Source organism: Glutamicibacter sp. V16R2B1 (assembly GCF_005774635.1).
GTDB lineage: Bacteria > Actinomycetota > Actinomycetes > Actinomycetales > Micrococcaceae > Glutamicibacter > Glutamicibacter creatinolyticus.
Genome location: NZ_VATX01000015.1, coordinates 491,006 through 513,179 on the forward strand (window position 1 = coordinate 491,006; position 22,174 = coordinate 513,179).

General features: G+C 67.9%; 21 protein-coding genes. 15 read left to right on the forward strand and 6 right to left on the reverse strand.

The annotated features are described in order from the left end of the window. Window positions 1-7: 7 nt before the first annotated feature. The 3 genes from FDN03_RS12395 to FDN03_RS12405 are packed head-to-tail and all read left to right on the forward strand — an operon-like array spanning window position 8 to window position 2,538. Window positions 8-829: an electron transfer flavoprotein subunit beta/FixA family protein gene (locus FDN03_RS12395; protein ID WP_171021236.1), complete on the forward strand. Its 822-nt coding sequence runs from the start codon at window positions 8-10 to the stop codon at window positions 827-829. 12 nt (window positions 830-841) lie between these two features. Beyond that, on the forward strand, window positions 842-1,780 hold the full coding sequence (locus FDN03_RS12400; RefSeq protein ID WP_138177487.1) for an electron transfer flavoprotein subunit alpha/FixB family protein: 939 nt from the start codon (window positions 842-844) through the stop codon (window positions 1,778-1,780). Beyond that, a complete protein-coding gene (locus FDN03_RS12405; protein ID WP_138177489.1) occupies window positions 1,777-2,538 on the forward strand; it encodes a PIG-L deacetylase family protein in 762 nt (253 codons plus the stop codon). Before FDN03_RS12400 ends, FDN03_RS12405 begins: the two co-directional genes overlap by 4 nt. A 103-nt stretch (window positions 2,539-2,641) precedes the next feature. On the opposite strand, the gene FDN03_RS12410 is transcribed toward FDN03_RS12405, so the two are convergent. The 3 genes from FDN03_RS12410 to FDN03_RS12420 form a co-directional block, all read right to left on the reverse strand. After that, a complete protein-coding gene (locus FDN03_RS12410; RefSeq protein WP_138177490.1) occupies window positions 2,642-3,223 on the reverse strand; it encodes an anti-sigma factor in 582 nt (193 codons plus the stop codon). A 131-nt stretch (window positions 3,224-3,354) separates the two neighbouring features. Continuing rightward, entirely contained in the window at window positions 3,355-3,816 is a 462-nt protein-coding gene (locus tag FDN03_RS12415) for a tRNA (cytidine(34)-2'-O)-methyltransferase (protein WP_054821488.1), read from the reverse strand. Window positions 3,817-3,877: 61 nt separating this feature from the next. Further along, window positions 3,878-4,789 carry a J domain-containing protein gene (locus FDN03_RS12420; protein WP_249354538.1) on the reverse strand — a complete coding sequence of 304 codons (912 nt, stop codon included), beginning with the start codon at window positions 4,787-4,789 and terminating at the stop codon, window positions 3,878-3,880. 121 nt (window positions 4,790-4,910) lie between these two features. Between FDN03_RS12420 and FDN03_RS12425 the strand changes: the two genes are divergently transcribed. Further along, window positions 4,911-5,828 (forward strand): diacylglycerol kinase family protein, encoded by a 918-nt coding sequence (locus tag FDN03_RS12425; protein ID WP_138177492.1) that lies wholly within the window; start codon window positions 4,911-4,913, stop codon window positions 5,826-5,828. Here the strand turns inward: FDN03_RS12425 and FDN03_RS12430 are convergent. Together FDN03_RS12430 and folP are read right to left on the reverse strand one after the other, a co-directional pair. Continuing rightward, complete coding sequence (locus FDN03_RS12430; RefSeq protein WP_138177494.1) at window positions 5,773-6,540, reverse strand: dihydrofolate reductase family protein; 768 nt, start codon at window positions 6,538-6,540, stop codon at window positions 5,773-5,775. The two genes, FDN03_RS12425 and FDN03_RS12430, sit on opposite strands and share 56 nt — an antisense overlap. An 11-nt stretch (window positions 6,541-6,551) precedes the next feature. Then, window positions 6,552-7,475: a dihydropteroate synthase gene (gene folP, locus FDN03_RS12435; protein WP_138177495.1), complete on the reverse strand. Its 924-nt coding sequence runs from the start codon at window positions 7,473-7,475 to the stop codon at window positions 6,552-6,554. A 134-nt stretch (window positions 7,476-7,609) separates the two neighbouring features. Between folP and FDN03_RS12440 the strand changes: the two genes are divergently transcribed. The 3 genes from FDN03_RS12440 to mnmA are packed head-to-tail and all read left to right on the forward strand — an operon-like array spanning window position 7,610 to window position 10,824. Next, window positions 7,610-8,428: a hypothetical protein gene (locus FDN03_RS12440; protein WP_138177497.1), complete on the forward strand. Its 819-nt coding sequence runs from the start codon at window positions 7,610-7,612 to the stop codon at window positions 8,426-8,428. Window positions 8,429-8,455: 27 nt separating this feature from the next. Next, on the forward strand, window positions 8,456-9,691 hold the full coding sequence (locus FDN03_RS12445; protein ID WP_138177499.1) for a cysteine desulfurase family protein: 1,236 nt from the start codon (window positions 8,456-8,458) through the stop codon (window positions 9,689-9,691). Further along, window positions 9,688-10,824 carry a tRNA 2-thiouridine(34) synthase MnmA gene (mnmA, locus tag FDN03_RS12450; protein ID WP_138177501.1) on the forward strand — a complete coding sequence of 379 codons (1,137 nt, stop codon included), beginning with the start codon at window positions 9,688-9,690 and terminating at the stop codon, window positions 10,822-10,824. Before FDN03_RS12445 ends, mnmA begins: the two co-directional genes overlap by 4 nt. 31 nt (window positions 10,825-10,855) lie before the next feature. Here mnmA and FDN03_RS12455 read toward each other — a convergent pair whose 3' ends face one another. Then, window positions 10,856-11,170 (reverse strand): DUF2249 domain-containing protein, encoded by a 315-nt coding sequence (locus tag FDN03_RS12455; RefSeq protein WP_138177503.1) that lies wholly within the window; start codon window positions 11,168-11,170, stop codon window positions 10,856-10,858. Between the two features lie 186 nt (window positions 11,171-11,356). On the opposite strand from FDN03_RS12455, the gene FDN03_RS12460 reads away from it, so the two are divergent. From FDN03_RS12460 to FDN03_RS12495, 8 genes are all read left to right on the forward strand, one after another. Continuing rightward, complete coding sequence (locus tag FDN03_RS12460) at window positions 11,357-12,004, forward strand: helix-turn-helix domain-containing protein (RefSeq protein WP_138177505.1); 648 nt, start codon at window positions 11,357-11,359, stop codon at window positions 12,002-12,004. Beyond that, window positions 12,001-13,272 carry a hypothetical protein gene (locus FDN03_RS12465; protein WP_212743905.1) on the forward strand — a complete coding sequence of 424 codons (1,272 nt, stop codon included), beginning with the start codon at window positions 12,001-12,003 and terminating at the stop codon, window positions 13,270-13,272. The genes FDN03_RS12460 and FDN03_RS12465 overlap by 4 nt, the downstream gene beginning before the upstream one ends. After that, complete coding sequence (locus tag FDN03_RS12470; RefSeq protein WP_249354540.1) at window positions 13,265-16,009, forward strand: multicopper oxidase domain-containing protein; 2,745 nt, start codon at window positions 13,265-13,267, stop codon at window positions 16,007-16,009. Before FDN03_RS12465 ends, FDN03_RS12470 begins: the two co-directional genes overlap by 8 nt. A gap of 66 nt (window positions 16,010-16,075) precedes the next feature. Next, on the forward strand, window positions 16,076-16,462 hold the full coding sequence (locus tag FDN03_RS12475) for a hypothetical protein (RefSeq protein ID WP_138177509.1): 387 nt from the start codon (window positions 16,076-16,078) through the stop codon (window positions 16,460-16,462). 156 nt (window positions 16,463-16,618) lie between these two features. Then, window positions 16,619-18,256: an ABC transporter substrate-binding protein gene (locus FDN03_RS12480; protein ID WP_138177511.1), complete on the forward strand. Its 1,638-nt coding sequence runs from the start codon at window positions 16,619-16,621 to the stop codon at window positions 18,254-18,256. A gap of 142 nt (window positions 18,257-18,398) precedes the next feature. Next, the gene (locus FDN03_RS12485; RefSeq protein WP_054821394.1) at window positions 18,399-19,490 is read left to right on the forward strand and encodes an ABC transporter permease; all 1,092 of its coding nucleotides are present in this window, start codon (window positions 18,399-18,401) and stop codon (window positions 19,488-19,490) included. A gap of 1 nt (window position 19,491) precedes the next feature. Beyond that, the gene (locus FDN03_RS12490; RefSeq protein ID WP_138177513.1) at window positions 19,492-20,475 is read left to right on the forward strand and encodes an ABC transporter permease; all 984 of its coding nucleotides are present in this window, start codon (window positions 19,492-19,494) and stop codon (window positions 20,473-20,475) included. Then, window positions 20,472-22,148: an ABC transporter ATP-binding protein gene (locus tag FDN03_RS12495; protein ID WP_138177515.1), complete on the forward strand. Its 1,677-nt coding sequence runs from the start codon at window positions 20,472-20,474 to the stop codon at window positions 22,146-22,148. Before FDN03_RS12490 ends, FDN03_RS12495 begins: the two co-directional genes overlap by 4 nt. Window positions 22,149-22,174: the final 26 nt, after the last annotated feature.

Below are 22,174 nucleotides of genomic sequence, written 5' to 3' on the forward strand. Positions count from 1 at the left end.
GGCGAGAATGAGCGACGCGAGTAGCACGCCACTGAACATCTTGGTACTGGTCAAACACGTACCGGACGCTCAGTTTGACCGTCACATCGACCTGGACACCCTGCGCATCGACCGCAGCGAGTCAATCCTTTCCGAGCTGGATGAATACGCCGTGGAGGCGGCCCTGGCGATCGCCGAGGACCGCGGCGGGCCCAAGGCAGGCAACCAAGTCATTGCGGCCACCATGGGAGGACCCAAGGCGGTGGCTTCAGTGAAGAAGGCCCTGCAGATGGGCGCCACCAGCGGACTGCACCTGAACGACGAGGCCCTGGCCGGCTCCGACGCCGTGGCCACCGCCAACGCCCTGGCCGCGCTGATCAAGTATGCCGGGGACATCGACCTGGTGGTCACCGGCATGGCCTCCACCGACGCCGAAACCGGCATCGTGCCGGCTCAGCTGGCAGAACTGCTGGGCTTCGCTGCCCTGACCAACGCCTCGAACGTGGACTTCGATTCGGCGTCCGGGACGCTGAGCATCACCCGCGATCACGGCGCCGACTCCCTGACGCTGCGTGGCTCGCTACCGGCCGTGCTGTCGGTGACCGACCAGGCCAATGAGCCGCGCTACCCGAACTTCCGCGGCATCATGGCGGCCAAGAAGAAGAAGGTGGAAGAGGTCAGCGCCGCCGACCTGGGGCTGGACGCGTCCAGCGTTGGCCCAGCCGGTTCGCCCACCCGTGTGCTCTCGGCCAACGCCCGCCCGGCGCGCGGGGCCGGTACCGTCATCACGGACAACGGCCAGGCCGGAATCGCGCTGGTCGACTACCTGGCCGAACAGAAGCTGATCTAAGGACTGAACCACATGACTTCCGCATTAGTATTCTTTGATGCCCTGGGCCAGGAACCAACCAAGGCCCAGCGCGAACTGCTGACCCTGGCCACTCGTTTCTCCCCTGCTACCGTGGCGGTGGTGGGTGAGGTTTCGGCCCCGGCCCTTGAGGTCCTTGCTGGCTACGGGATCACCAGCGTCCTGCAGGCTCCGGCCGCTGACTCCTTCCAGGACCACGAGGTGGCCGCCCTTGAAGCCGCAATCAGCTCGGTGAACCCCGAGCTGGTGCTGCTGGCCAACGACAGCTTCAACCGCGAGGTCGCCGCCCGTGCCGCCATCCGCTGCAACGGCGGGGTGATCACCGACGCCGTGGATGTGGCCGGTGACGGCACCGTGACCAAGGACGAACTGGCCGGCTCGTACACCACCCAGGCCAATGCCGCCTCCGGTGTGCTGCTGGTCACCGTGAAGCCCAACAGCATTGAGGACGCTCCCGCTGGCGCCGGGCAGCAGCCGCAGGTGCAGGACCTGCAGGTCGCGGCCGCCAACAGCGCGGTACAGGTTGTCGAGCGCCAGGCGAAGGTTTCCACCGGACGCCCGGCCCTGTCCGAGGCACGCATCGTGGTGGCCGGCGGGCGCGGCGTCGATGGCGACTTCGCACCGATCGAGGAACTGGCCGACGCGTTGGGCGCGGCGGTGGGTGCCTCGCGTGCCGCCACCGATGCCGGCTGGATCGACCACGACTACCAGGTGGGGCAGACCGGCACCACTGTCTCCCCGCAGCTGTACATTTCGGTGGGCATCTCCGGGGCCATCCAGCAGAAGGCCGGGATGCAGACCAGCAAGTACATTGTGGCGGTGAACAAGGACGAAGACGCGCCAATCTTTGAGATCGCCGACTTCGGGATCATTGGTGACCTGCGCCAGGTGCTGCCGCAGGCCGCCGAGGAGATTCGCCGCCGCAAGTCATGATCGATACCCTGCCATTTATTCAACCATCCACCGCCCGCGTGCTGGCCTTTGCCGCGCACCCGGACGACTTGGACTTCGGGGCCGCCGGCACCGTCTCCGCCTTGACCTCCGCCGGGGTGCAGGTGGAATACTGCATCATGACCGACGGGGACGCCGGTGGCTTTGATGACCGGGACCCACAGGAAACCGCCCGGCTGCGCCACCTGGAACAGCGCGAGGCCGCGGCCAAGGTGGGCGTGCAAACGGTGCACTTCCTGGGCGAACGCGACGGCTTCTTGGAGCCGAACCAGCGGGTGATCCGCGAAGTAGTCCGGCTGATCCGCCAGGTGCGCCCGAACATTGTCATGGCCATGCACCCGGAACGGGCGTGGGACCGCCTGCAGCGTTCACACCCGGACCACCTGGCCTGCGGTGAGGCGGTGACCCGGGCCATCTACCCGGCGGTGGAGAACCCGTTCAGCTTCCCGGAGCTGATCACCGAGCAGGGCCTGGAAGCCTACAAGGTTCCCTGGCTGTGGCTCTACGGGGCGCCGAAGGAACGGGAAAACGCGTTCGTGGACATCACCGAGCACTTCGGACGCAAAATGGAGGCGCTGCGTTCGCACTTCACGCAGCACCCGGATGTGGGGGCCATGGAGAAGTTCGTCGAACAACAGTGCCGGGAGAACGCGGTGCGCGGCGGGCTGGAGCAGGCCCGGCACGCCGAGAGCTTCCACGCGGTGGCAGTGAACGCCGATGACACGATTGCCGGGTTCTAGCCGCACCGGCTTGAACTGCGGCCGCGCAAACGGCCCAGCATGACGAAGGTCCGTGAACCCCAGCGGGGATTCACGGACCTTCGTTGCTGCTCGTGGACGGACGCTAGGCGTCGTCGCCGTTGGTGGTGCCGTCTTCCTGCGGCGCGTTGGGATCCAGGGGCAGATCCACCGAGGCCTCGGATTCGCTGGTTGGCGTTTCCGGGGTGGGCGTGGTCTCGACGGTGACCAGGATGGAAGCCAGGGCCGGCTTGTCCTTCACCCCGGCCTGGTCCGCGCTCTTGGCGGTTTCCAACAGCACCATCGTGTTGCCCTCGTCATCGATGCCCCACACCACGTAGCGCTCGGACTCGTCCAGGGCCGGCAGACCCGAGAGTTCCACGGCGACCGCTCGATCGGATTCGGAGGTGGTCACCGTCGCCTTGCCGCCGCTGCGCAGTTCCAGGGTGTTGGACACGGAGTCCTTGGCCTTCAGCGCGGAGGTGTCGTTCGTCGCCCCGGAGTTCAGCAGGGAGAACAGCACCAGCGCCAGGACCGCCAACACCACGACACCCACCACGGCAAAGATCCAGCCGCGCGGTTTATGGGACTTCTCGGCCCGGGAGGTGCTGGCAAGTTCGTCAACGATTCCCAGTCCCAGGTCGTCATCGTGCTGTTCGTTGCGGCGCTGATCGAAGCTACCGTTCATGGTGATGGAGTCTCCCGAGAGTTTCGTCGGTTGTGTCTGGTCCAGCCGGAATTCCGCTGCACCGCGTTAACTGAGCCTACTGCACAAAGTTGTTATCAACCTGTGACTGAAGGGTGTCGAGGCTGAATGTCCTATACGGTGGCGAAACCGTGCTGCCGCCATGCCTCAAACAACACAATGGAGGCGCAGTTGGCCAGGTTCATGGACCGGCGCGCCGGCAGCATTGGCAGGCGCACCAGGTCGCTGACCCGCGGGTGGGACTTGTCCTGCGCGGAGAGCCCGACCGACTCCTTGCCGAAGAGCAGGATGTCGGTGGGGAGGTAGTCGATATCGGTGTAGAGGGTCGTTCCCTCACTGGTGTAGGCGAAAACCCGGCCCTCACCCAACGCCTGGAATGCGGCATCCAAATCCTCATGGATGCTCACCACCGCCAGGTCATGGTAATCCAACCCGGCACGGCGCAGTTTCGCGTCATCAAAGTCAAAACCCAGTGGTTTGACCAGGTGCAGCTCGGCGCCGGTTACCGCGGCGAGACGAATGGCATTACCGGTGTTGCCCGGAATTTCGGGGGCGTTAAACAGGATTCGAAACACTCACCCAATTGTAGTGCTTCAGACCCTGCGCAACGGTGATTTGTGGGCATGGATCTGGTGCTCAGTACATGCCGGCCAGTAGGCGCGCCAGGGTGGGACGGTCCACCAGGTTGGGCTGCGGGCCGGAGCCCAGGAACAGTTTCAGCTCGCGCACCAGCCCTGCGGCGTTCAGCACGTTGGGGGAGGCGGCCAATGCCGGGGCGCCCTTGCGGCCGTATTCAATGACCGGCTCATGGGGATTGTCCCGTCCGGTGAGCACCAGCGTGTAGGGCACCACGTTCAGGTTCATGAAGGCGCGCTGCAGGCCGGAGATCTGCAGGACCGGGGGCTGGGTCATCCGATTGCCGTGGCGCAGGACCTGCCCGTCAAACATGTAGTACCCTTCGGGCAGGGTCATGGTGCCAATGACCGCCATCCGGTACCCGGCCAACAGCACGTGGTCATAGTGTCCGCCGCCGGGGGAGTGCACTCCATTGATCAGCCGCGCCGCGGGCAGCACCGACAGGACGTTGCGCTCAAGCAGCGAAATGGTGGCTGCCTCCCGTTCAAGCCGCGAGCGGGAGGTGAACAGCCCCCGCTTGCGCGGCTCGCCGTGGACCTGGTGGCGCGAGAGCTGGGCGGAAAGGTCGGTAAAACCGGTATCCTCCAGCGGCGGAACGTACTGCACCTGCATCTGCGCCTTGGGCTGGGTGGAGGTGCGCACGCGCTCGTCAAAGGGACGCGAGCCGGTGCCGGCGGAGGCGGCGGATCCAGTGGAGCGGGTGTCGGGGGCCTGGAAGGAGCGGTCATAGCGCGACCGGTCCGCCTCATCCGAGAGCAGCTGGTAGGCCCGCTGCACGGCACGGAACCGTTCGGCGGAGCCGCCCAGGTCCGGGTGGGACTCGCGGGCGGCCTTGCGGTAAGCCATCTTGATCTCGGCCTGGGAGGCGGTGCGCGCAATGCCAAGGACTTCATAGGGACTTGGCGAGCTCATGGTCAGGAGCAAGTCCTTTCAACGATGTGGGGCAGGGCGCGAGTGAAGCTGCGGTGTAACAAGCATAAATGCCCCCGGCGCTTTTCCGCCCACCGCCCGCCCATGGGTAGGCTGTGAGGCTATGAACACCCCGCGCGGGTATCACCGCGTTTCCATTGTCTTCCACCCCGCCTCCGGTCACGGCCGCGGCCTGTCCCGGGCCCGGGCGCTGCACGCCACCCTGCAGGACGCCGGACGGAACCCGCAGCTGGTGGACACCTCGCAGGTGCCGCGCAGTGACTTGCCCATCCGGCTGCGCGGCAGTGACGCCGTGGTCATTGTGGGAGGTGACGGGCTGGTGCACTCCTGCCTGCCCGCCCTGATCGACCTGGGCATCCCGATGGGGATTCTTCCGGCCGGCAGCGGCAACGACGCGTGGCGGATGGGCCGGGCCTCCTCGGTGCGCTCCACCCGGGAGGCGATCCTCGGGTTCCTGGCCGGTCACGGCAGGATCCGCACCAGCGACGTGTTGGAGGTCAGCTTCGCCAACGAGCCGCAGCGCACGCGCTTCGTGCTCGGGGCGGTCTCCTGCGGTTTTGAAGCGCTGGTCAACGAGGCGGCCAACGCCCTGCCGCGCTGGCTGGGGGCCACCCGCTACGGGTTGGCGCTGCTGCTGTGCCTGCCCCGGATCAAACCCCGGCAGCTGAGCATCAGCGCCGACGGGTTCTCCTTCCGCGGCGGCGTGTACCTGGCCAGCCTGGCCAACATCCGCACCCTGGGCGGCGGCATCGGTCTGTTTCCCGCAGCCCGGGACGATGACGGGCGCATGGACGCCATGATGGTCACCGCCGCCCCGCTGTACCGGGTGCTGCCCCGGATCGTGCAGATCCTGACCGGGCGTGAACACCGCTATCGGCGTGCCGGGGTGTTCAGTACCGCCCGGGTGGAATTTGCCGGAACCAGCTACGGGGACGGGGAGCAGCTAGGCACCGGGGACTTCAGGGTTACGGTGCGTCCGGGGTGTCTGTCGCTGATGGACGTGAGCGCCGGTATTCGGTGAGCAGCATCCCTTCCTCGTGCAGCACCGAATGCAGCTGCAGCGCCTGGGGGTGTTCCCCGGTGCCGGAGGCAATGCGCGCCCCCTGCCCGCCAATGAGCTGCGGGCTGATGCTCAGGCACAGTGAATCAACCATCTGCTGGTCGATGAACTGGCCAAAGATCGTGGGACCGCCCTCGGCGTGGATGCACTCCAGGCCCCGTTCGGTCAGTTCCTGGACCACGTGCGTGGCGCTGATCAGCCCATTGAACTGTGGGACCTGGATCAGCTGGACATGCTGCGGGTAGTGCCGGGCGGTCTGCGGGTCCACGCTCACTGCGGTGAACAGCAGGATCGGGGCCGGGCTGTTGCGCACCACCGCGGAGGTGGGGGAGATGTTCAGCCCGTTGCTCAGGATCGCCAGCACCGGGTGGCGGCCAAGGCCGTTGGCCTCGCGCCAAATCTGGGATTCGGGGTCCACCAGCGGTCCGTCATACCCTTCGGCGCGCACGGTTCCGGCCCCCACCAACACCACCGAGGCCTGCCGGCGCAGCAACTTGAACAGGCGCTGGTCCGCCGCACTGCCCAAGGCGGCCGAGACCCCGCCGACTTGGGCGCTGCCGTCCAGGCTGGAGACAAAGTTGAACCGGACATAGGGCCGGCGATCGATGGCGTAGCGCTCCAGCAGCTGGGTGTCGCTCAGTTCGGGCGTGGGTTCCGGGAAGATTCCGTGCATGCAGATAGCTCCTAGTTGCGGCTGTGTTCGGGGTGGGCCGGGGGATTGATGTCCGACATGTTGTGGACCTGGTAGGCCGGCGCGCGCCAACCGGCGGCCGCTTCGATCAGGTGCACGGTCTGCACCGCCTCGGGAACATTGTGCATCCTGATGATCCGCGCCCCTCCCATGATGCACATGGTGGCCGAGACCATCGACCCGACCATCCGCTCCGATTTGGGCAGGTTGAGGGTTTCGCCGATGAAGTCCTTGTTCGACACCGCGGCCAGCGCCGGGTAGCCGAGCTCGGCGATGGGGGAGAAGTTGCCGGTCAGCTCCAGTGTATGGCGGGTGTTCTTGTTCAGGTCATGCCCCGGGTCAATGATCAGCTTCTGCTCACCGATCCCGGCCTGCACCGCCAGCTCGACCTTGCGCGCCAGGTAGTCACGCACCTCACCGACCACGTCCGCATAATGCGGGCGCGGGTACACCGTACGCGGCTTGGCCAGTGAATGGGTAAGCACCAGGTGGGCGCCGCTGTCCGCCACGACCTGGGCCATGCCGGGTTGTGACAGGCCCGTGGTGTCGTTGATGACATCGGCCCCGGCCTGGATCGCGGCCTGCGCCACCTGCGGCAGGAACGTATCCGCGGAGATCAGCACATCGCTGCGCTCACGCACGGCCCGGATCACCGGAACCACGCGTTCGGCCTCCTCCTGCCAGGACAGTGCCGGGCCGGGGGAGAAGGGCACCCCGCCAATATCCACCCAATCCGCCCCGTCCTGCACGGCCTGCATCGCCGCGGCGATGGCCTGATCCAATCCGAAGGTTGAGCCGGCGTCAAAGAAGGAATCCGGGGTGCGGTTCACGACCGCCATCACCGCGATGCGCTGCGAAAAATCGATGCTCCGGTGCGAAAAATCGTGTACGGGGTATTTCAGATCCGGCAGGAACATCGCTATCTAAACCCTTACTGCAGATTTTTCGGGGACAACTCTCACTTAATACATACCACTGAACCCCCAGCCGGAACCGGTGCCCCGAGCCGGCGGCCCCACAGCCGTCGCCGCGCAAACAGTAGGCTGGTGACATGGACATGCCACATCTTCCCGCCCAGACCGGGACCTGGATCCGCCAGGCCATCGACAGCGCCGCCCCCGGGACCATTGCCGCCCAGGTCCCCGCAGGCTATGCCGCCTACGCCCGAATCCTGCACCCGGCCATGGACGAGGACGGGGCCCCGGTCAGCTGGGGCGGCATCGCGGCCCTGCGCGGGCACCGGTTGCAGGGCGCCGACCTGTTCGAGGACGTCTCCGGGCTGGACGAGCACGGCGACCCGCAGCAGGAGGATGCCTGGGTGGACGGGGACGTACCGGCCTACGAACTGCCCATCGACCAGTGGGGCGCCCTGGTGGAGCTGTTGTCCGGGCACACTGAACCAGGACCCGCCGCAGCCCCCTATGTGGCCGGGCTGTGGGGCGGGTACGCCTTCATCGAGGGAGGCGAACGCATCCAGATCGACTTCGAGCCGGACCCCAACGCCGACGCGGAACACAACCGCCAGGCCCATGCGCGGGCGCTCGCCGAGGCCCAGCGCCCGGGACTGCCCGCAGCGGTCCGCACCGCGCCCCGCCTGGATTTGGGCGGCGGCTACCGCAACTACCTGCTCTTCGCCCTTAACCGGGAGCAGCTGGCCAACCCGCTGTGGGCGAGCACCACCGCCGGAGAGCAGCGCCAGCGTCCCTCCCTGGCCTTCCCCCATGACCATTCCTGGATGCTGTCCACCGAACCCTACGATGACTCCACCATCCTCGGCGGCAGCCGGGCACTGATCGATGCGGTGCTGGGCAGCGACGCGCTGGAGGCGCTGGAGGTAGGAGAACTCACACGAATCGGCCATTCAGCCTAGGGGCGGCGAACTCGTACCATTGAAGGGATGAACACTTCGGCCGTATACCTGGATCACGCCGCGACGACGCAGCTGAGCGGTGCCGCCCTGCAGGCGGTCACCGCCCAGTTCGCGCGCACCGGCAACCCTTCCTCCCTGCACGGGGCCGGGCGCGCCGCGAACCGGGTGGTGGATGAGGCCCGCCAGCAGATCGCCCGGGCAGCCGGCGCTCACCCTTCCGAGGTGATCTTCACCTCCGGGGGCACCGAGTCGGACAACCTGGCCCTGAAGGGGCTGTACTGGAACCGGGTGGCCGCCAACCCGCAGGCCACCAAGATCCTGCTCTCGGGCATTGAACACCACGCGGTGCTGGATACCGCCGAGTGGCTGGCCGCACACGAGGGCGCCGAGCTGGTGTGGATGCCGGTGGACCGGGACGGCGTGCTGGATTTGCCCGCCGCCACCGCCCTGCTGGATGAGCACCACGAACGGATCGCCCTGGCGACCCTGATGTGGGCGAACAACGAGGTCGGGGCCGTGCAGCCGGTGAGCGAACTGGCGCGGCACGCCGCCGGCTACCAGATCCCGGTACACACCGACGCGGTCCAGGCCTTCACGGCCGTGGCCACCGACTTCGCCGCCAGCCAGGTGGCCACCATGGCCATCAGCGCCCACAAGATCGGCGGGCCGGTGGGCATTGGCGCGCTGCTGGTGCGCCGCGACGTGGTGCTCACCCCGGTGCAGCATGGTGGGGGACACGAACGCAAGCTGCGCTCGGGCACGCTGAACGCTGCCCTGGCCGCCGGGTTCGCCGCCGCCGCCCAGGAAGCGGCCGCGCAGCGCGAGGCCGAATACGAGCGGCTGGCCGGCCTGCGCGACTACGCGGTCGCCGAGATTTCGCGCAGCATCCCCGAGGCGCAGCTGAACGGCCCGGCCGATGCCGGGCACACCCAGGCCCGGCTGCCGGGAAACCTGCACTACACCTTCCCCGGCTGCGAGGGGGATTCGCTGCTGTTCGTGCTGGACATGCTGGGCATCTGCTCCTCCACCGGCTCGGCCTGCACCGCCGGGGTGCCCCAGCCCTCCCACGTGCTGCTGGCCATGGGCCGCGATGCGCGCAGCGCGCGCAGTGTGCAACGCTTCACATTTGGGCATAGCACCACCCGGGCCGACGTTGACAGACTATTGGAAGCACTGCCCGAGGCCTACGCCCGGGCGAAGAAGGCCGGAATGGCGGCCGACGAGAGCAGTATCCATACTGCGGGAACAGGATTTACACGATGAAGGTCTTAGCAGCGATGTCCGGCGGCGTTGACTCGGCGGTGGCCGCCGCCCGAGCCGTCGAGGCCGGGCACGACGTGGTCGGGGTGCACCTGGCCCTGTCCCGGATGCCGGGCACCCTGCGCACCGGCTCGCGCGGCTGCTGCACCATCGAGGACTCCTCGGACGCCTGGCGCGCCTGCGACAAGTTGGGCATCCCGTTCTACGTCTGGGACTTCTCGGACCGCTTCGCCGAGGACGTGGTCGATGACTTCATCAGCGAATACGAGGCCGGACGTACCCCGAACCCGTGCATGCGCTGCAATGAGAAGATCAAGTTTGCCGCACTGCTGGAAAAGGCGCTGGCGCTGGGCTTCGACGCGGTGTGCACCGGGCACTATGCCAAGGTCATCCGCGATGAGGCCGGCAACCCAGAACTGCACCGCGCGGCGGACTGGGCCAAGGACCAGTCCTATGTGCTGGGCGTGCTGACCCACCAGCAGCTGGAGCACTGCATGTTCCCGCTGGCGGAGACCCCGTCCAAGGCGCAGGTGCGGGCCGAGGCCGCCGAGCGCGGGCTGACCGTGGCGAACAAGCCCGACAGCCATGACATCTGCTTCATCCCGGACGGGGACACCCGCGGCTGGCTGGCCGAACGGATCGAAATGACGCCGGGGAAGATCGTGGACCAGGACGGCAACGAACTGGGCGAGCACACCGGCTCCCAGGCCTTCACCGTGGGACAGCGCAAGGGGTTGCGCCTGGGCCGCCCGGCAGCGGACGGCAAGCCCCGTTTCGTGTTGGAAATCCGGCCCAAGGACAACAAGGTGATCGTTGGCCCCGAGGCGCTGCTGGCCGTGGATGAGCTGCGCGGCATCCGCGTCTCCTGGGCGGGGCGGCCCATCAGCGAGGTTGGGCTCGGCACCGAGTTCGACTGCATGGTCCAGGTGCGCGCCCACGGGGATCCGGTGGCGGCGGTGGCCCACGTCGAGCAGCAGGCCGATGGGGTGTGCCAGCTGGTGACCCGGCTGGTGGAGCCGATGCGCGGGGTGGCACCGGGCCAGACCATGGTCATCTACCAGGACAGCCGGGTGCTGGGCCAGGCCACCATCGACTCGGCCCGCTCCACGGCCTGGGACCCGGCCAAGGTCAGCTGACGTAGCCGCTGGCGGGACCGCCCCGGGGGCGCTAGTTGCGCACCAGCTTGAGCTTGAAAACCTCCGGGCCCTGCTGCAGGTAGCTGACCTCGAATTCGCCCGGATGGCGCTCATCGAGCTGCCTGAGCAGCGGCAACGGGTTGTGTGTTGCGCTGAGCACCAGCCCCGACCCGCTGCGCAGTGAACCCAGGGCGCCAAAAATTGCCGCGTGGCGCACCGCATGCGGAATCGTCTGCACATCCAGGACAGGCAGCTGCTCGTCATGCCCACCGCAGGCGCAGGTGCCTGCCGTCGTCTGCTTCAGCGCCTCTTCCCGGGTTGCTGAGATTTCAATGTTCTCGGCCATCACCGACTCCTTCACTCTGATCCGCCAGGTGGCGGGGATGCCACATGGCATGCCCGCCACTATTTTATTACAATTAACTCAGTGGAAAATAGTGGTTTCGGCAACGGAGACCGTCACGGTGAGGGGAAAGCATTGACGACTCGGCCACGCAGTCCGCGGGAAAACCGGCGCAGCGGCGCCGGCCGAATGCATTCCCCCTCCCGCGAACTCATCCTGCACCTGCTCCAGGAGGCAAACGAGGCACTGAGCATCCCGCAGCTGGCACAAGCTGCCGGCATGCATGAAAACACGGTGCGCGCCCAGCTGGAGGCGCTGTTGCGCGATGGCTACGTGCGGCGCACACCCGCCGCCGTCACCGGCCGCGGCCGTCCGCCCTGGATCTGGTCGCCCGCCCCGACTCCCGAGAGCCCCTATGCCACCCTGGCCAGGGTGCTGGCCCGGCAGATCGCTGCCAGCAGCGCCGACCCGGTCAGTGCCGGTCTGGAGGCCGGCACCAGCTGGGGCCGGGAACTGGCCCGGGAACAACACGCAGACTCGACCCAGGACCTGAACCCTCAGGCCAGCGCGGCCCAGCGGGTCCTGCCCGTCCTGCGGCGCATGGGATTTGACCCCAGCCAGGTGGCGGACGGACAGATCAGGCTGCAGGCCTGTCCGCTGCTGGGCGCCGCCCGCGAACACCCCGAGGTGGTGTGCAACGTGCACCTGGGCATCGTGCGCGGGGTGCTGGGCCAGGAGGCTGACCCCCGCCCGGCCGAGAGCACCGCGATCACGCCGTTTGCCGGCCCGGGGTACTGCCTGCTGCGCCTGGATGATGCGCAGGACCGTGACTCATGAGCCACCCGTTGCGCAAGCCCGGCCCGGTCCGCCGCAGCGGGCGCTGGCGTCTGCTGCTGATGATCCCTGCGGGCCTGTGCCTGCTGGCCGGATTGGATGCGGGGTTGATCCTGCTGGATGTGCATGCGCCGCTGCCCGTCGCCAGTTGGGGCCAGGCCCACGGAATGGTCTTGGTCTTTGGATTCGTCGGCGCCCTCATTGCCCTGGAGCGGGCCGTGGCACTGGGCAGGGCCTGGGGCTACCTGGCCCCCTTGCTGCTCGCCCTGGGCGGGCTGGGCCTGCTGGTTTCCCTGCCCCGGATCCTTGCCGGGACGCTGCTGCTGGCCGGCATGGTGGCCACCGTGGCGCTCTACGTTCCGCTGTGGCGACGCCAACGGGCGGTGGCGGTGCTGATCCAAATGCTCGGGGCGGGGGCCGGGGTGGCCGCGGCGCTGCTGTGGCTGGCGGGCGTGCAAACCTCCCTGATCCTGCCCTGGCTGTGCAGCTTTCTGGTGATCACCATCGCCGGCGAGCGCGTGGAATTGGCCCGGCTGCATCTGGGCCCACGCTTGGAGATGGTGGCCCTGGTGTTGTGCTGCGCCGTGGTGGGCTGCGCGGCGGCCTCCGTCTTGTGGGTCTGGGCCGGCACCGTCCTGTTCGGTGCGGCGCTGGCGTTGCTGGTGCTGTGGCTGGTGCGCCAGGACGTTGCCCGGCGCACCATACACGCCCAGGGGGCACCGCGCTTCATGGCCGCGTGCCTGCTGGCGGGATACTTCTGGTTGCTGGTTGCCGCAGTGACCTGGTGTTTCGGGTACCCGGTGAGTGTTGCGGCGTACGACACGGTGGTGCACGGAGTGTTCCTGGGCTTCGTGATGTCCATGATCATGGCCCACGCCCCCACGATCCTGCCGGCGGTACTGGCCATCAAGCTGCCGTATCGGGCACTGATGTGGGTCCCCGCGGTGCTGCTGCACGCCGGACTGGTGCTGCGTCTGTGGCTGGGTGACGGCCTGGGGTACGAGCTGCTGTGGCAGGCTGGCGGGGTGTTGAACGTGGTGGCCGTGGTGCTGTTCGTTCTGGTGGCGCTGGCCAGTGCGCTGCTGGGGGAGCGTGCCCTGCCATGGTCGCCGGGTGGCGGCGCCGCGCACGCGCCCAAACGCAGCGTGCCGGTGCCTACCGGTAGGCCTGGGCATTCCATTGGCTTGCGTCCCGGGATGGCTCCGGCCCCTTCGACCGGCCGGGCCGGGGCCGGGAACCGAGAAGAACATGAAGGGAAACGTGATGAGTGAGGCATCGGCCAAGGTTCCGGGGCGGGGTTTCTGGCCGTTGCGGGATCTTCCCACCGCGATCTGGCTGATCCTGCTGGTGCTCAGCACGCTGATCCACCGCCAGCTGCCGGCCCCACGCTGGCTGATGATTCACCTGCTGCTGCTCGGCGCCCTGTCCCACGCCATCCTGGTCTGGTCCCAGTATTTTGCCACCGCCCTGCTCAAGCTGCCGGTCACCCAGGACTCCCGGCGGCAGCAGTCCCGGCGCCTGCTGCTGCTGAACGCCGGGGCCGTGGTGGTGATGACCGGCGTGCTTGGCGCCTGGTGGCCGGTCACTGCCTGTGGGGCGGGCCTGGTCGCCGCGGCCGCACTGTGGCACGGGGTGTGGCTGTACCGACGGCTGCGCGGCGCGCTGCCCTCACCCTATGGGGCCAGTGTGCGCTACTATGTGGCCGCCGCGGCGCTTTTGCCGATCGGCGCAGCGCTGGGCACCTGGATCTCCACCGGCCTGCCCTCCCCGCTGCATGAGCGGTTGACCCTGGCGCACGCGCTGGTGAACCTGCTCGGCTGGGTCGGGCTGACCGTGGCCGGCACCCTGATCACCTTGTGGCCCACCATGCTGCGCACCCGCATCGCCCCGCAGGCCGCCGCCCGGCTGCGGCACAGCCTGCCGGTGCTGCTGGCGGCGGTGCTGATCGCGGCGGCCGGGGCCGGGTTCGGTGTGCTTCCGGTGGCCGCCGCCGGGGTGGCCGGGTACCTGGTGGGGCTGGGCCTGCTGGCTTCCCCGTTCATCTACGCGGCCCGTAACAAGCCGCCGCGCAGTTTCGCCACGCTCTCGGTGCTCGCCGCGGTCTGCTGGTGGGTGGGCATGCTGGTGTGGATGCTGGTGGGGCTCGTGACCACCTCGGACTGGCGGGTCATGGGGCGCGCCTTTGACACCCTGGCGCCCTACCTGGTGGCCGGTTTTGCCGCCCAGGTCCTGCTCGGGGCGTTGTCCTACCTGATTCCGGTGGCGTTGGGCGGCGGGCCGCGGCCGGTGCGGGAAACCGCGACGGTGTTTGACCGGGGAGCGGCGTGGCGGGTGTCGATGGCCAACACCGCCCTGCTGGTGTGCGCCCTGCCGGTTTCCTCCCTGGTGCGTGTGGTTTGTTCGGTGCTCTACCTGGTGGCCATGGCCAGCTTCCTGCCCCTGCTGTTTGCCGCGCTGCGCACCCACCGGAAGGTGAAGGCCCAGGTGCAGCAGGCCAAGACGCTGCCGGTCGCCGGGCGTCCGCGCGGGCCGCGGGCCCCGGAAGGCGAACGCCCGGCCGGGCAACGCGCCGGCCAGGCGGTGGCCGGGTTCATGGCCGTGGTGGTGGCCATCGCCCTGGGGGTGGCCCTGGATCCGGCCGCGGCCGGGCTGCGCGAACCGGCCCCGGCCGCCGGGCAGCAGCAGTCCGCGGCGGAAGTGGACGCCCCGGTGCAGCGTGTTCAGGTCACCGCCCAGGACATGCGCTTCTTCCCGACTCGCATCGACGTGCAGGCCGGCACCCACCTGATCATTGAGCTGACGAACACCGACGCCGAGCAGACCCACGACCTGGTGCTGGGCACCGGGCAGGACAGCGGGCGGCTGGCCCCGGGCCAAAGCGCGGAAATCGATGCCGGGGTCGTTGGCGCTTCGGTGGACGGCTGGTGCTCAATTGTCGGGCACAAGCAGATGGGAATGGTCCTGGAGATTGTGGCCACCGGGCAGTCCTCCGCCGGCCCCGGGCAGCAGCAGGACCCGGGCGAGGGCGAGGCGCCCGCCCAGGACGGCTCCCACCACATGATGGGCCGCGAACCTCAGGAGCAGGGCCCGGCAGCACCCGACGCGGCCAGCGAGCTGGACTTCAACGCCGCCCCGCAGGACGGGTTCACCGCGCGCGAGGCCGAACTGGAGCCGCTGGCGAAGGACGCCGGCGAACCGGTCACCCACCGACACCGGTTCACCGTCAGTGAGCTGCAGGCCGCCGTCGCCCCCGGGGTCACCCAAAAACTGTGGACCTTCAACGGCACCGCGCCCGGCCCGGTGCTGCACGGCAGGGTGGGGGACAAGTTTGAAATCACCCTGTACAACGACGGCAGCATGGGCCATTCCATCGACTTCCATGCCGGTGCCCTGGCCCCGGATGAGCCGATGCGCACCATCGCGCCCGGCCAGAGCCTGACCTACCGGTTTACCGCCACCAAGGCGGGAATCTGGATGTACCACTGCGGCACCGCGCCAATGAGCGCCCACATCGCCAACGGCATGTTTGGCACGGTGATCATCGAACCCGATGACCTGCCGCAGGTGGACAAGAGCTTTGTGCTCACCCAGTCGGACTTCTACCTGGGCGCCCAGGGCGGGGAAGTGGACATGGACAAGCTGCTGGCCGGCACCCCGGACATCGTGGCCTTCAACGGCTACGCCAACCAGTACCTGCATCAGCCGCTCAGGGCCCGGGCCGGGGAACGGGTGCGGATCTGGTTGCTGGATGCCGGTCCCAACCGTCCCTCCTCCTTCCATGTCATCGGCGGTCAGTTCGACACCGTCTGGTTCGAAGGCGGCTACCGGCTGGATCACCGGCAGGACCCGCAGGGCGGAAGCCAGGCGCTGGCCCTGGCCCCGGCCCAGGGCGGCTTTGTCGAGCTGGTCTTCCCGGAGGCCGGGCACTACCCGTTTGTCACCCACTACATGTCCGACGGTGAGCGCGGCGCCCACGGCCTGTTCGAGATCACCGGGGAGAACCGCTAGCTGCATCTGGGCTGGGCGATCACCGGGCGCACCCCGGCCGGCGGGTGCTGCCCTTATCATGGGGTGATGGGCGACGCGTCGGGCAGCTTGCAACCTGCACTGGAGTTGATCGGCTGGCTGCTGCTGGCCGCCTGCTTCGGCTTCCTCTTTGCCGCCCAGGTCTCCAGGCGCTCGATGCGCAAATGGCGGCGGGCCGAGTGCGAGCTGATGGTCCTGGAGGGCCAGCCCTGCCTGGTGTGGAGCACCGCCGACGGCACCCGGCGCAGCACCCTGCACGAGCACGCGCTCACCGACACCGCCGCGCCCAGCGTCGTGTACTACCGCATCGGACACGAGCAGCACCCCCAGACCACCGAGCCGGTGTCCCACGCCCGGATGCTGGGCGCCATCGGGTGGTCGCTGCTGGGCGCCTGGGCGCTGAGCAACATCATTTCGGTGCTGCTGGCGATGTAGTCCCCGCGCCCGGGCGTCCCTTGCTTCGGCCCGGATCCTTCACACAATCGGCGTGATGCGCGACACAAAAACGTGAAAGAAGTGTCGTATAGTTGACTTGGGTGTGACCCTGAACACCCAATGGGGTCACTTGCATCACTATGCGAAGGATAAGAAATGTCATCAAAGTTTTCGCGCCTCTCGCGGGCCGCGGTCATCCTCTCGGCCAGTGCGCTGGCATTGAGTGCCTGCACCGGCCCTTCCGGTTCCCAGGAGGAGGGCCAGTCCGGGGAGCAGGGCAGCGGCAGCGCGGTTATCACGCTGGGCACCACCGACAAGGTCACCTCACTGGACCCGGCCGCGTCCTACGACAACGGTTCGTTCATGGTCATGAACCAGATCTATCCGTTCCTGCTGAACAACGAGCCCGGCTCCCCGGACCCGGTGCCCGCCATCGCGGCCAGCGCGGACTTCACTTCGCCGACCGAGTACACGGTCAAGCTCAAGGAGGGGCTGAAGTGGGCCAACGGCCATGACCTGGATTCCAAGGACGTCAAGCACAGCTTCGACCGCCAGCTGAAGATCGCCGACCCGAACGGCCCAAGCTCGCTGCTGGGCAACCTGGACAAGGTTGAGGCCCCGGATGCCACCACCGTGGTGTTCACCCTGAAGGTCCCCAACGACCAGACCTTCGCCCAGGTGCTCTCCTCCCCGGTGGGCCCGATCGTCGATGACGAGGTCTTCCCGGCCGACAAGGTCATCGACGACAAGGAAATCGTGGACGCCAAGGCCTTTGGCGGACAATACGTGATCGACTCCTACAACAAGAACACCCTGGTCTCGCTGAGCAAGAACGATGAATACCAGGGCGTGCTGGGTGAACCTGCCAACTCCCAGGCGGCCATCAAGTACTACGCGGACGCGAACAACATGAAGCTGGAAATCCAGCAGGGCAAGATCGACGTGGCCTGGCGTTCGCTGACCCCCACCGACATCGAGGACCTGGAGGGCCAGGATAACCTGACCGTCCACAAGGGCCCGGGCGGGGAACTGCGCTACATCGTGTTCAACTTCGACTCCATGCCCTACGGCAAGGAAACCGCCGACGCCGACCCGGCCAAGGCCCTGGCCGTGCGCCAGGCCGCCGCCAACCTGGTGGACCGCCAGGCGATCGCCACCCAGGTCTACAAGGACACCTACACCCCGGCCTACTCCTTCGTCCCGCAGGGATTCACCGGAGCCACCGAGCCGCTGAAGGAAAAGTACGGCAAGGACGGCGGCCCGGATGCCGAGGCGGCCAAGAAGGTGCTGGAGGACGCCGGGGTGCAGACCCCGGTCAAGCTGGCGCTGCAGTACAATCCCGACCACTACGGTCCAAGCTCCGGGGACGAGTACGCGATGGTCAAGAGCCAGCTGGAGGCCGACGGGTTGTTCGAAGTGGACCTGAAGTCCACCGAATGGGTCACGTACCAGAAGCAGCGCGTCACCGACTACCCGGCCTACCAGCTGGGCTGGTTCCCGGACTACTCGGATGCCGATAACTACCTCGCGCCGTTCTTCGCCAAGGACAACTTCCTGTCCAACGGGTACGACAACCAGGAAGTTGACTCGCTGATCTCCGAGCAGCGCGGTGAAACCGATGAAGGCAAGCGCAGCGAAATGATCGGCCAGCTGCAGGACATGGTGGCCGATGACCTCTCCACCCTGCCGCTGCTGCAGGGCGCCCAGGTCGCGGTCGCCGGCAAGGACGTGCAGGGCGTTGACAAGACCCTGGATGCCTCCTTCAAGTTCCGCATGGGCGTCTTGAGCAAGTAGGCCCCGGCCCAGGCGGCCTGAGATGAGCCAAAGGGGGCCTGCGGGCCCGTTGCAGGGAGAATCCGCCGCAGGCCCCTTTGGCATGCCCAACCCCCCACCGGGGCGTGGGCCGGCAGACCAAACACCTAAGAGGAACACCACCATGTCCATCACCCTGCCTGTGGAAGAACCCACATCCAGTACACCGACCAAGAAAAAGTCCAAGGGCGCCGGCGGCGGCTTCCTGCGCTATCTGATCACCCGCTTTTTGCTGATCTTCCCGACCGTGTTCATCCTGATCACCGTCGTCTTCTTCCTGATGCGCGTCACCGGCGACCCGATCACCGCGGCCCTGGGCGGGCGGCTGACCCCCACCCAGCTGGCCGAACGCATCGCCGAGGCCGGCTATGACCGGCCGATCATGGTCCAGTACTTCGAATACCTCGGCCAGATCCTGCGCGGGGACCTGGGCCGCACCATGAGCGACAACCGGGAGGTCACCGAGGTGCTCATCACCTACGGCGCGGCCACCTTGGAACTGTCCATCAACGCGGTCATTGTCGCCCTGCTGCTGGGCATCCCGCTGGGACTGCTGGCCGCCCGCTTCCGGGACAGCTACTCCGACGCCGCGCTGCGCATCTTCGCGATCCTGGGCTACGCCACCCCGGTGTTCTTCGCCGGGCTGCTGCTCAAGCTGATCTTCGGGATCTGGCTGGGCTGGCTGCCGATCTCCGGACGCGCGGACTGGCAGACCGAGCTGGAGCTGACCAATCTGGGCTCACCGACCGGCATCTACTGGCTGGACGCGCTGCGCAGCGGCAACTTCGAGGCCTTCTGGGCCGTGGTGCGCCACGCCCTGCTGCCGGCCATCGCCCTGGGCCTGCTCACCGGCGGGGTGTTCCTGCGCCTGGTGCGCACCAACGTGATCGGCACGCTGGGCCGCGAATACGTGGAGGCCGGCCGCTCCCGCGGGGTGGGGGAGTACCGGCTGCTGACCAAGCACGCCTACCGTCCGGCCCTGATCCCGATCATCACCGTGATGGGCTTGCAGATCGCCATGCTGCTCGGCGGGGCGGTGCTGACCGAAACCACCTTCGAATGGCAGGGGCTGGGCTTCAAGCTGGCCGAGTACCTGACCGCCCGCGACTTCGTGGCCGTGCAGGGCATCGTGGTGCTGCTGGCCATCATCGTGGCCGTCACCAACTTCATCGTGGACGTGGTCGCCGCGCTGATCGACCCGAGAGTGAGGTACTAGCATGAGCACCACCACCGTCACTGAAATCAAGGCCCACGCGCCCTGGTGGCTGCGCCTGCCGGTGATCTCCCACCTGCGCATGTCCTCCGGGCTGCAGCGCGGAATGCTGATCGCCGGGCTGGTGCTCTCCCTGCTGCTGGTGTTCACCGCACTGCTGGCCCCGGTGATCGCACCGTTTGACTTCGCCCAGAACCGGGATGCCTCGGGCGCGTTCCCGCGCCAGTCGGCCCCCGATGACAAGTTCATCTGGGGGACCACGGTCTCCGGGTACGACGTCTTCTCCCGCACCCTTTACGGCGCGCAGACCGCCGTGTGGGTGATCATCGCCGCGGTGGTCATGTCGATCTTCCTCGGGGTGTTCCTGGGGCTGGTCTCCGGGTATCTGGGCGGCTGGTTCGACCGGGTGATGGTGGTGCTCAACGACGCCATCTACGCCTTCCCCTCGCTGCTGCTGGCCATCGTGATGTCCATCGTGATCTCCCAGGGCCAGTCCTCCCTGTTCGGCGGCATCATGGCCGCGGCGGTGTCCATCACCGTGGTGTTCATCCCCCAGTACTACCGGGTGGTGCGCGCCGAGGTGATCCGGCTGAAGGCCGAACCGTTCGTCGAGTCCGCGCAGGTGATCGGCGCCAGCAGCTGGCGGGTCATGGGCACCCACCTGCTGCGCAACGCCACGCGCACCCTGCCGCTGATCTTCACCCTGAACGCCTCCGAGGCGCTGCTGACCCTGGCCGGGCTCGGCTTCCTGGGCTTTGGCATCGAACCGACCGCCGCCAGCGAATGGGGTTTTGACCTGAACCGGGCGATGAGCGACGCCACCGGCGGGATCTGGTGGACCGGGCTGTTCCCGGGCCTGGCGATTGTGCTGACCGTGCTGGGGCTGACCCTGGTCGGTGAATCGATGAACGACCTGAACGACCCGCGGCTGCGGCGCATCAGCCGCAAGAAGGCCAAGCGCATGATCCAGAAGGGGGCCGCGGCATGAGCCACACCCACAGCGAACCGAACCAGGTGCTCAGCGTCCAGGACCTGTCCATCGACTTCGTCACCGACTCCGGGCCGGTCCCGGCCGTGCGCGGGGTGGACTTTTCCGTCCAGCCCGGGGAGATCCTGGCGATCGTCGGGGAATCGGGGTCCGGCAAGTCGGTCACCGCCCGCACCGCCCTGGGGATCATGGCCGAGAACGGGGCGGCGCACGGCGCGGTCTACCTCAAGGGCCAGGACATGCTGCACGCCAGCGGCGCCCAGCTGCGCCGGGCCCGCGGCCGGGACGTGTCCATGGTGTTCCAGGAACCCTCCACCGCGCTGAACCCGGTGTACACGGTGGGCTGGCAGATCATGGAGGGCATCCGGGCGCACAACAAGATCGGCCGCAGGCAGGCCAAGGCCCGCGCCGTGGAGGCGATGCGCCAGGTCGGCATCCCGGACCCCGAACGCCGGGTGGACTACTACCCGCACCAGTTCTCCGGCGGGCAGAAGCAGCGCGTGGTGATCGCCGCGGCGCTGGCGCTGCGCCCCTCACTAATCGTGGCCGACGAACCGACCACCGCCCTGGATGTGACGGTGCAGGCCGAAATCCTGCAGCTGCTGCGCCAGGTGCGCGAGGAGCTGGGCACCGCGATCGTGATCATCACCCACAACATGGGCGTGGTCGCCGACATCGCCGACCGGGTGATCGTGATGAACCAGGGCCTGGTGATCGAACAGGCCAAGGCGCTGGACCTGTTCGAGAACCCGCAGCAGGACTACACCCGTTCACTGCTGGAGGCGGTGCCGCACCTGGGCCGCTCCAGCGCCTCGAAGGACCTGGAGTCCCGCGCCCACGCCGAGAAGCCGGTGCTGGTCGAGGCCCGGGACCTGAGCGTGCACTACCCGGGGCGGCTGGGCGCGCCGGGGTTCACGGCCGTCAACGGGGTGTCCCTGAAGATCCACGCCGGTGAGGTGTACGGGCTGGTCGGTGAATCCGGCTCGGGCAAGACCACCATCGGGCGCACCATCGCCGGGCTGAACCGGATGACCGGCGGGTCGCTGAGGGTGCTGGACTATGAGATGGCCGATTTCCGTGAACGCAGCTTCAAGCCGCTGCGGGAGCAGATCGGGTTCGTCTTCCAGGACCCGGCCGCCAGCTTCAACCCGCAGCTGACCATCGGGCAGTGCGTGGCCGAACCGCTGAACGTGCACCGCAGCCTGGGCCCGCGCGAAACCCGGGCCCGGGTGGGCGGGCTGCTGGAGTCGGTGCAGCTGCCGGCCGGCTACGCCGAACGCTACCCGCACGAGCTCTCCGGCGGCCAACGCCAGCGCGCCTCGCTGGCCCGGGCGCTGGCCCTGGAGCCGAAGCTGCTGATCGCCGATGAACCCACCAGCGCGCTGGATGTCTCGGTGCAGGCCAAGGTGCTGGAGCTGTTCCTGGAGCTGCAGCAGCAGCTGGGCTTCGCGGCCCTGTTCATCTCCCACGACCTGGCGGTGGTGGACATGCTCGCCAGCTGGGTGGGGGTGCTGCTGCGCGGCGAACTGGTCGAGGAGGGGCTGGGCTCCAGGGTGCTCAGCGCCCCGCAGCACCCGTACACGCAGCGGCTGATCGCTTCCCTGCCGGTGCCCGACCCGCGTGAACAGGCCAAGCGCCGGGCGCTGATCGAGCAGCTGAACCTGGCACAGTGAGCGCACCACGCGCCGCCACCAGCCCC

Excerpts from the sequence above, each read along its gene's own strand:
- FDN03_RS12395 (WP_171021236.1), top strand. The coding sequence starts at position 8 with ATGAGCGACGCGAGTAGCACGCCACTGAACATCTTGGTACTGGTCAAA.
- FDN03_RS12400 (WP_138177487.1), top strand. The coding sequence starts at position 842 with ATGACTTCCGCATTAGTATTCTTTGATGCCCTGGGCCAGGAACCAACC.
- FDN03_RS12405 (WP_138177489.1), top strand. The coding sequence starts at position 1,777 with ATGATCGATACCCTGCCATTTATTCAACCATCCACCGCCCGCGTGCTG.
- FDN03_RS12410 (WP_138177490.1), bottom strand. The coding sequence starts at position 3,223 with ATGAACGGTAGCTTCGATCAGCGCCGCAACGAACAGCACGATGACGAC.
- FDN03_RS12420 (WP_249354538.1), bottom strand. The coding sequence starts at position 4,789 with ATGAGCTCGCCAAGTCCCTATGAAGTCCTTGGCATTGCGCGCACCGCC.
- FDN03_RS12425 (WP_138177492.1), top strand. The coding sequence starts at position 4,911 with ATGAACACCCCGCGCGGGTATCACCGCGTTTCCATTGTCTTCCACCCC.
- FDN03_RS12430 (WP_138177494.1), bottom strand. The coding sequence starts at position 6,540 with ATGCACGGAATCTTCCCGGAACCCACGCCCGAACTGAGCGACACCCAG.
- folP (WP_138177495.1), bottom strand. The coding sequence starts at position 7,475 with ATGTTCCTGCCGGATCTGAAATACCCCGTACACGATTTTTCGCACCGG.
- FDN03_RS12440 (WP_138177497.1), top strand. The coding sequence starts at position 7,610 with ATGGACATGCCACATCTTCCCGCCCAGACCGGGACCTGGATCCGCCAG.
- FDN03_RS12445 (WP_138177499.1), top strand. The coding sequence starts at position 8,456 with ATGAACACTTCGGCCGTATACCTGGATCACGCCGCGACGACGCAGCTG.
- mnmA (WP_138177501.1), top strand. The coding sequence starts at position 9,688 with ATGAAGGTCTTAGCAGCGATGTCCGGCGGCGTTGACTCGGCGGTGGCC.
- FDN03_RS12455 (WP_138177503.1), bottom strand. The coding sequence starts at position 11,170 with ATGGCCGAGAACATTGAAATCTCAGCAACCCGGGAAGAGGCGCTGAAG.
- FDN03_RS12460 (WP_138177505.1), top strand. The coding sequence starts at position 11,357 with ATGCATTCCCCCTCCCGCGAACTCATCCTGCACCTGCTCCAGGAGGCA.
- FDN03_RS12465 (WP_212743905.1), top strand. The coding sequence starts at position 12,001 with ATGAGCCACCCGTTGCGCAAGCCCGGCCCGGTCCGCCGCAGCGGGCGC.
- FDN03_RS12470 (WP_249354540.1), top strand. The coding sequence starts at position 13,265 with ATGAGTGAGGCATCGGCCAAGGTTCCGGGGCGGGGTTTCTGGCCGTTG.
- FDN03_RS12475 (WP_138177509.1), top strand. The coding sequence starts at position 16,076 with ATGGGCGACGCGTCGGGCAGCTTGCAACCTGCACTGGAGTTGATCGGC.
- FDN03_RS12480 (WP_138177511.1), top strand. The coding sequence starts at position 16,619 with ATGTCATCAAAGTTTTCGCGCCTCTCGCGGGCCGCGGTCATCCTCTCG.
- FDN03_RS12485 (WP_054821394.1), top strand. The coding sequence starts at position 18,399 with ATGTCCATCACCCTGCCTGTGGAAGAACCCACATCCAGTACACCGACC.
- FDN03_RS12490 (WP_138177513.1), top strand. The coding sequence starts at position 19,492 with ATGAGCACCACCACCGTCACTGAAATCAAGGCCCACGCGCCCTGGTGG.
- FDN03_RS12495 (WP_138177515.1), top strand. The coding sequence starts at position 20,472 with ATGAGCCACACCCACAGCGAACCGAACCAGGTGCTCAGCGTCCAGGAC.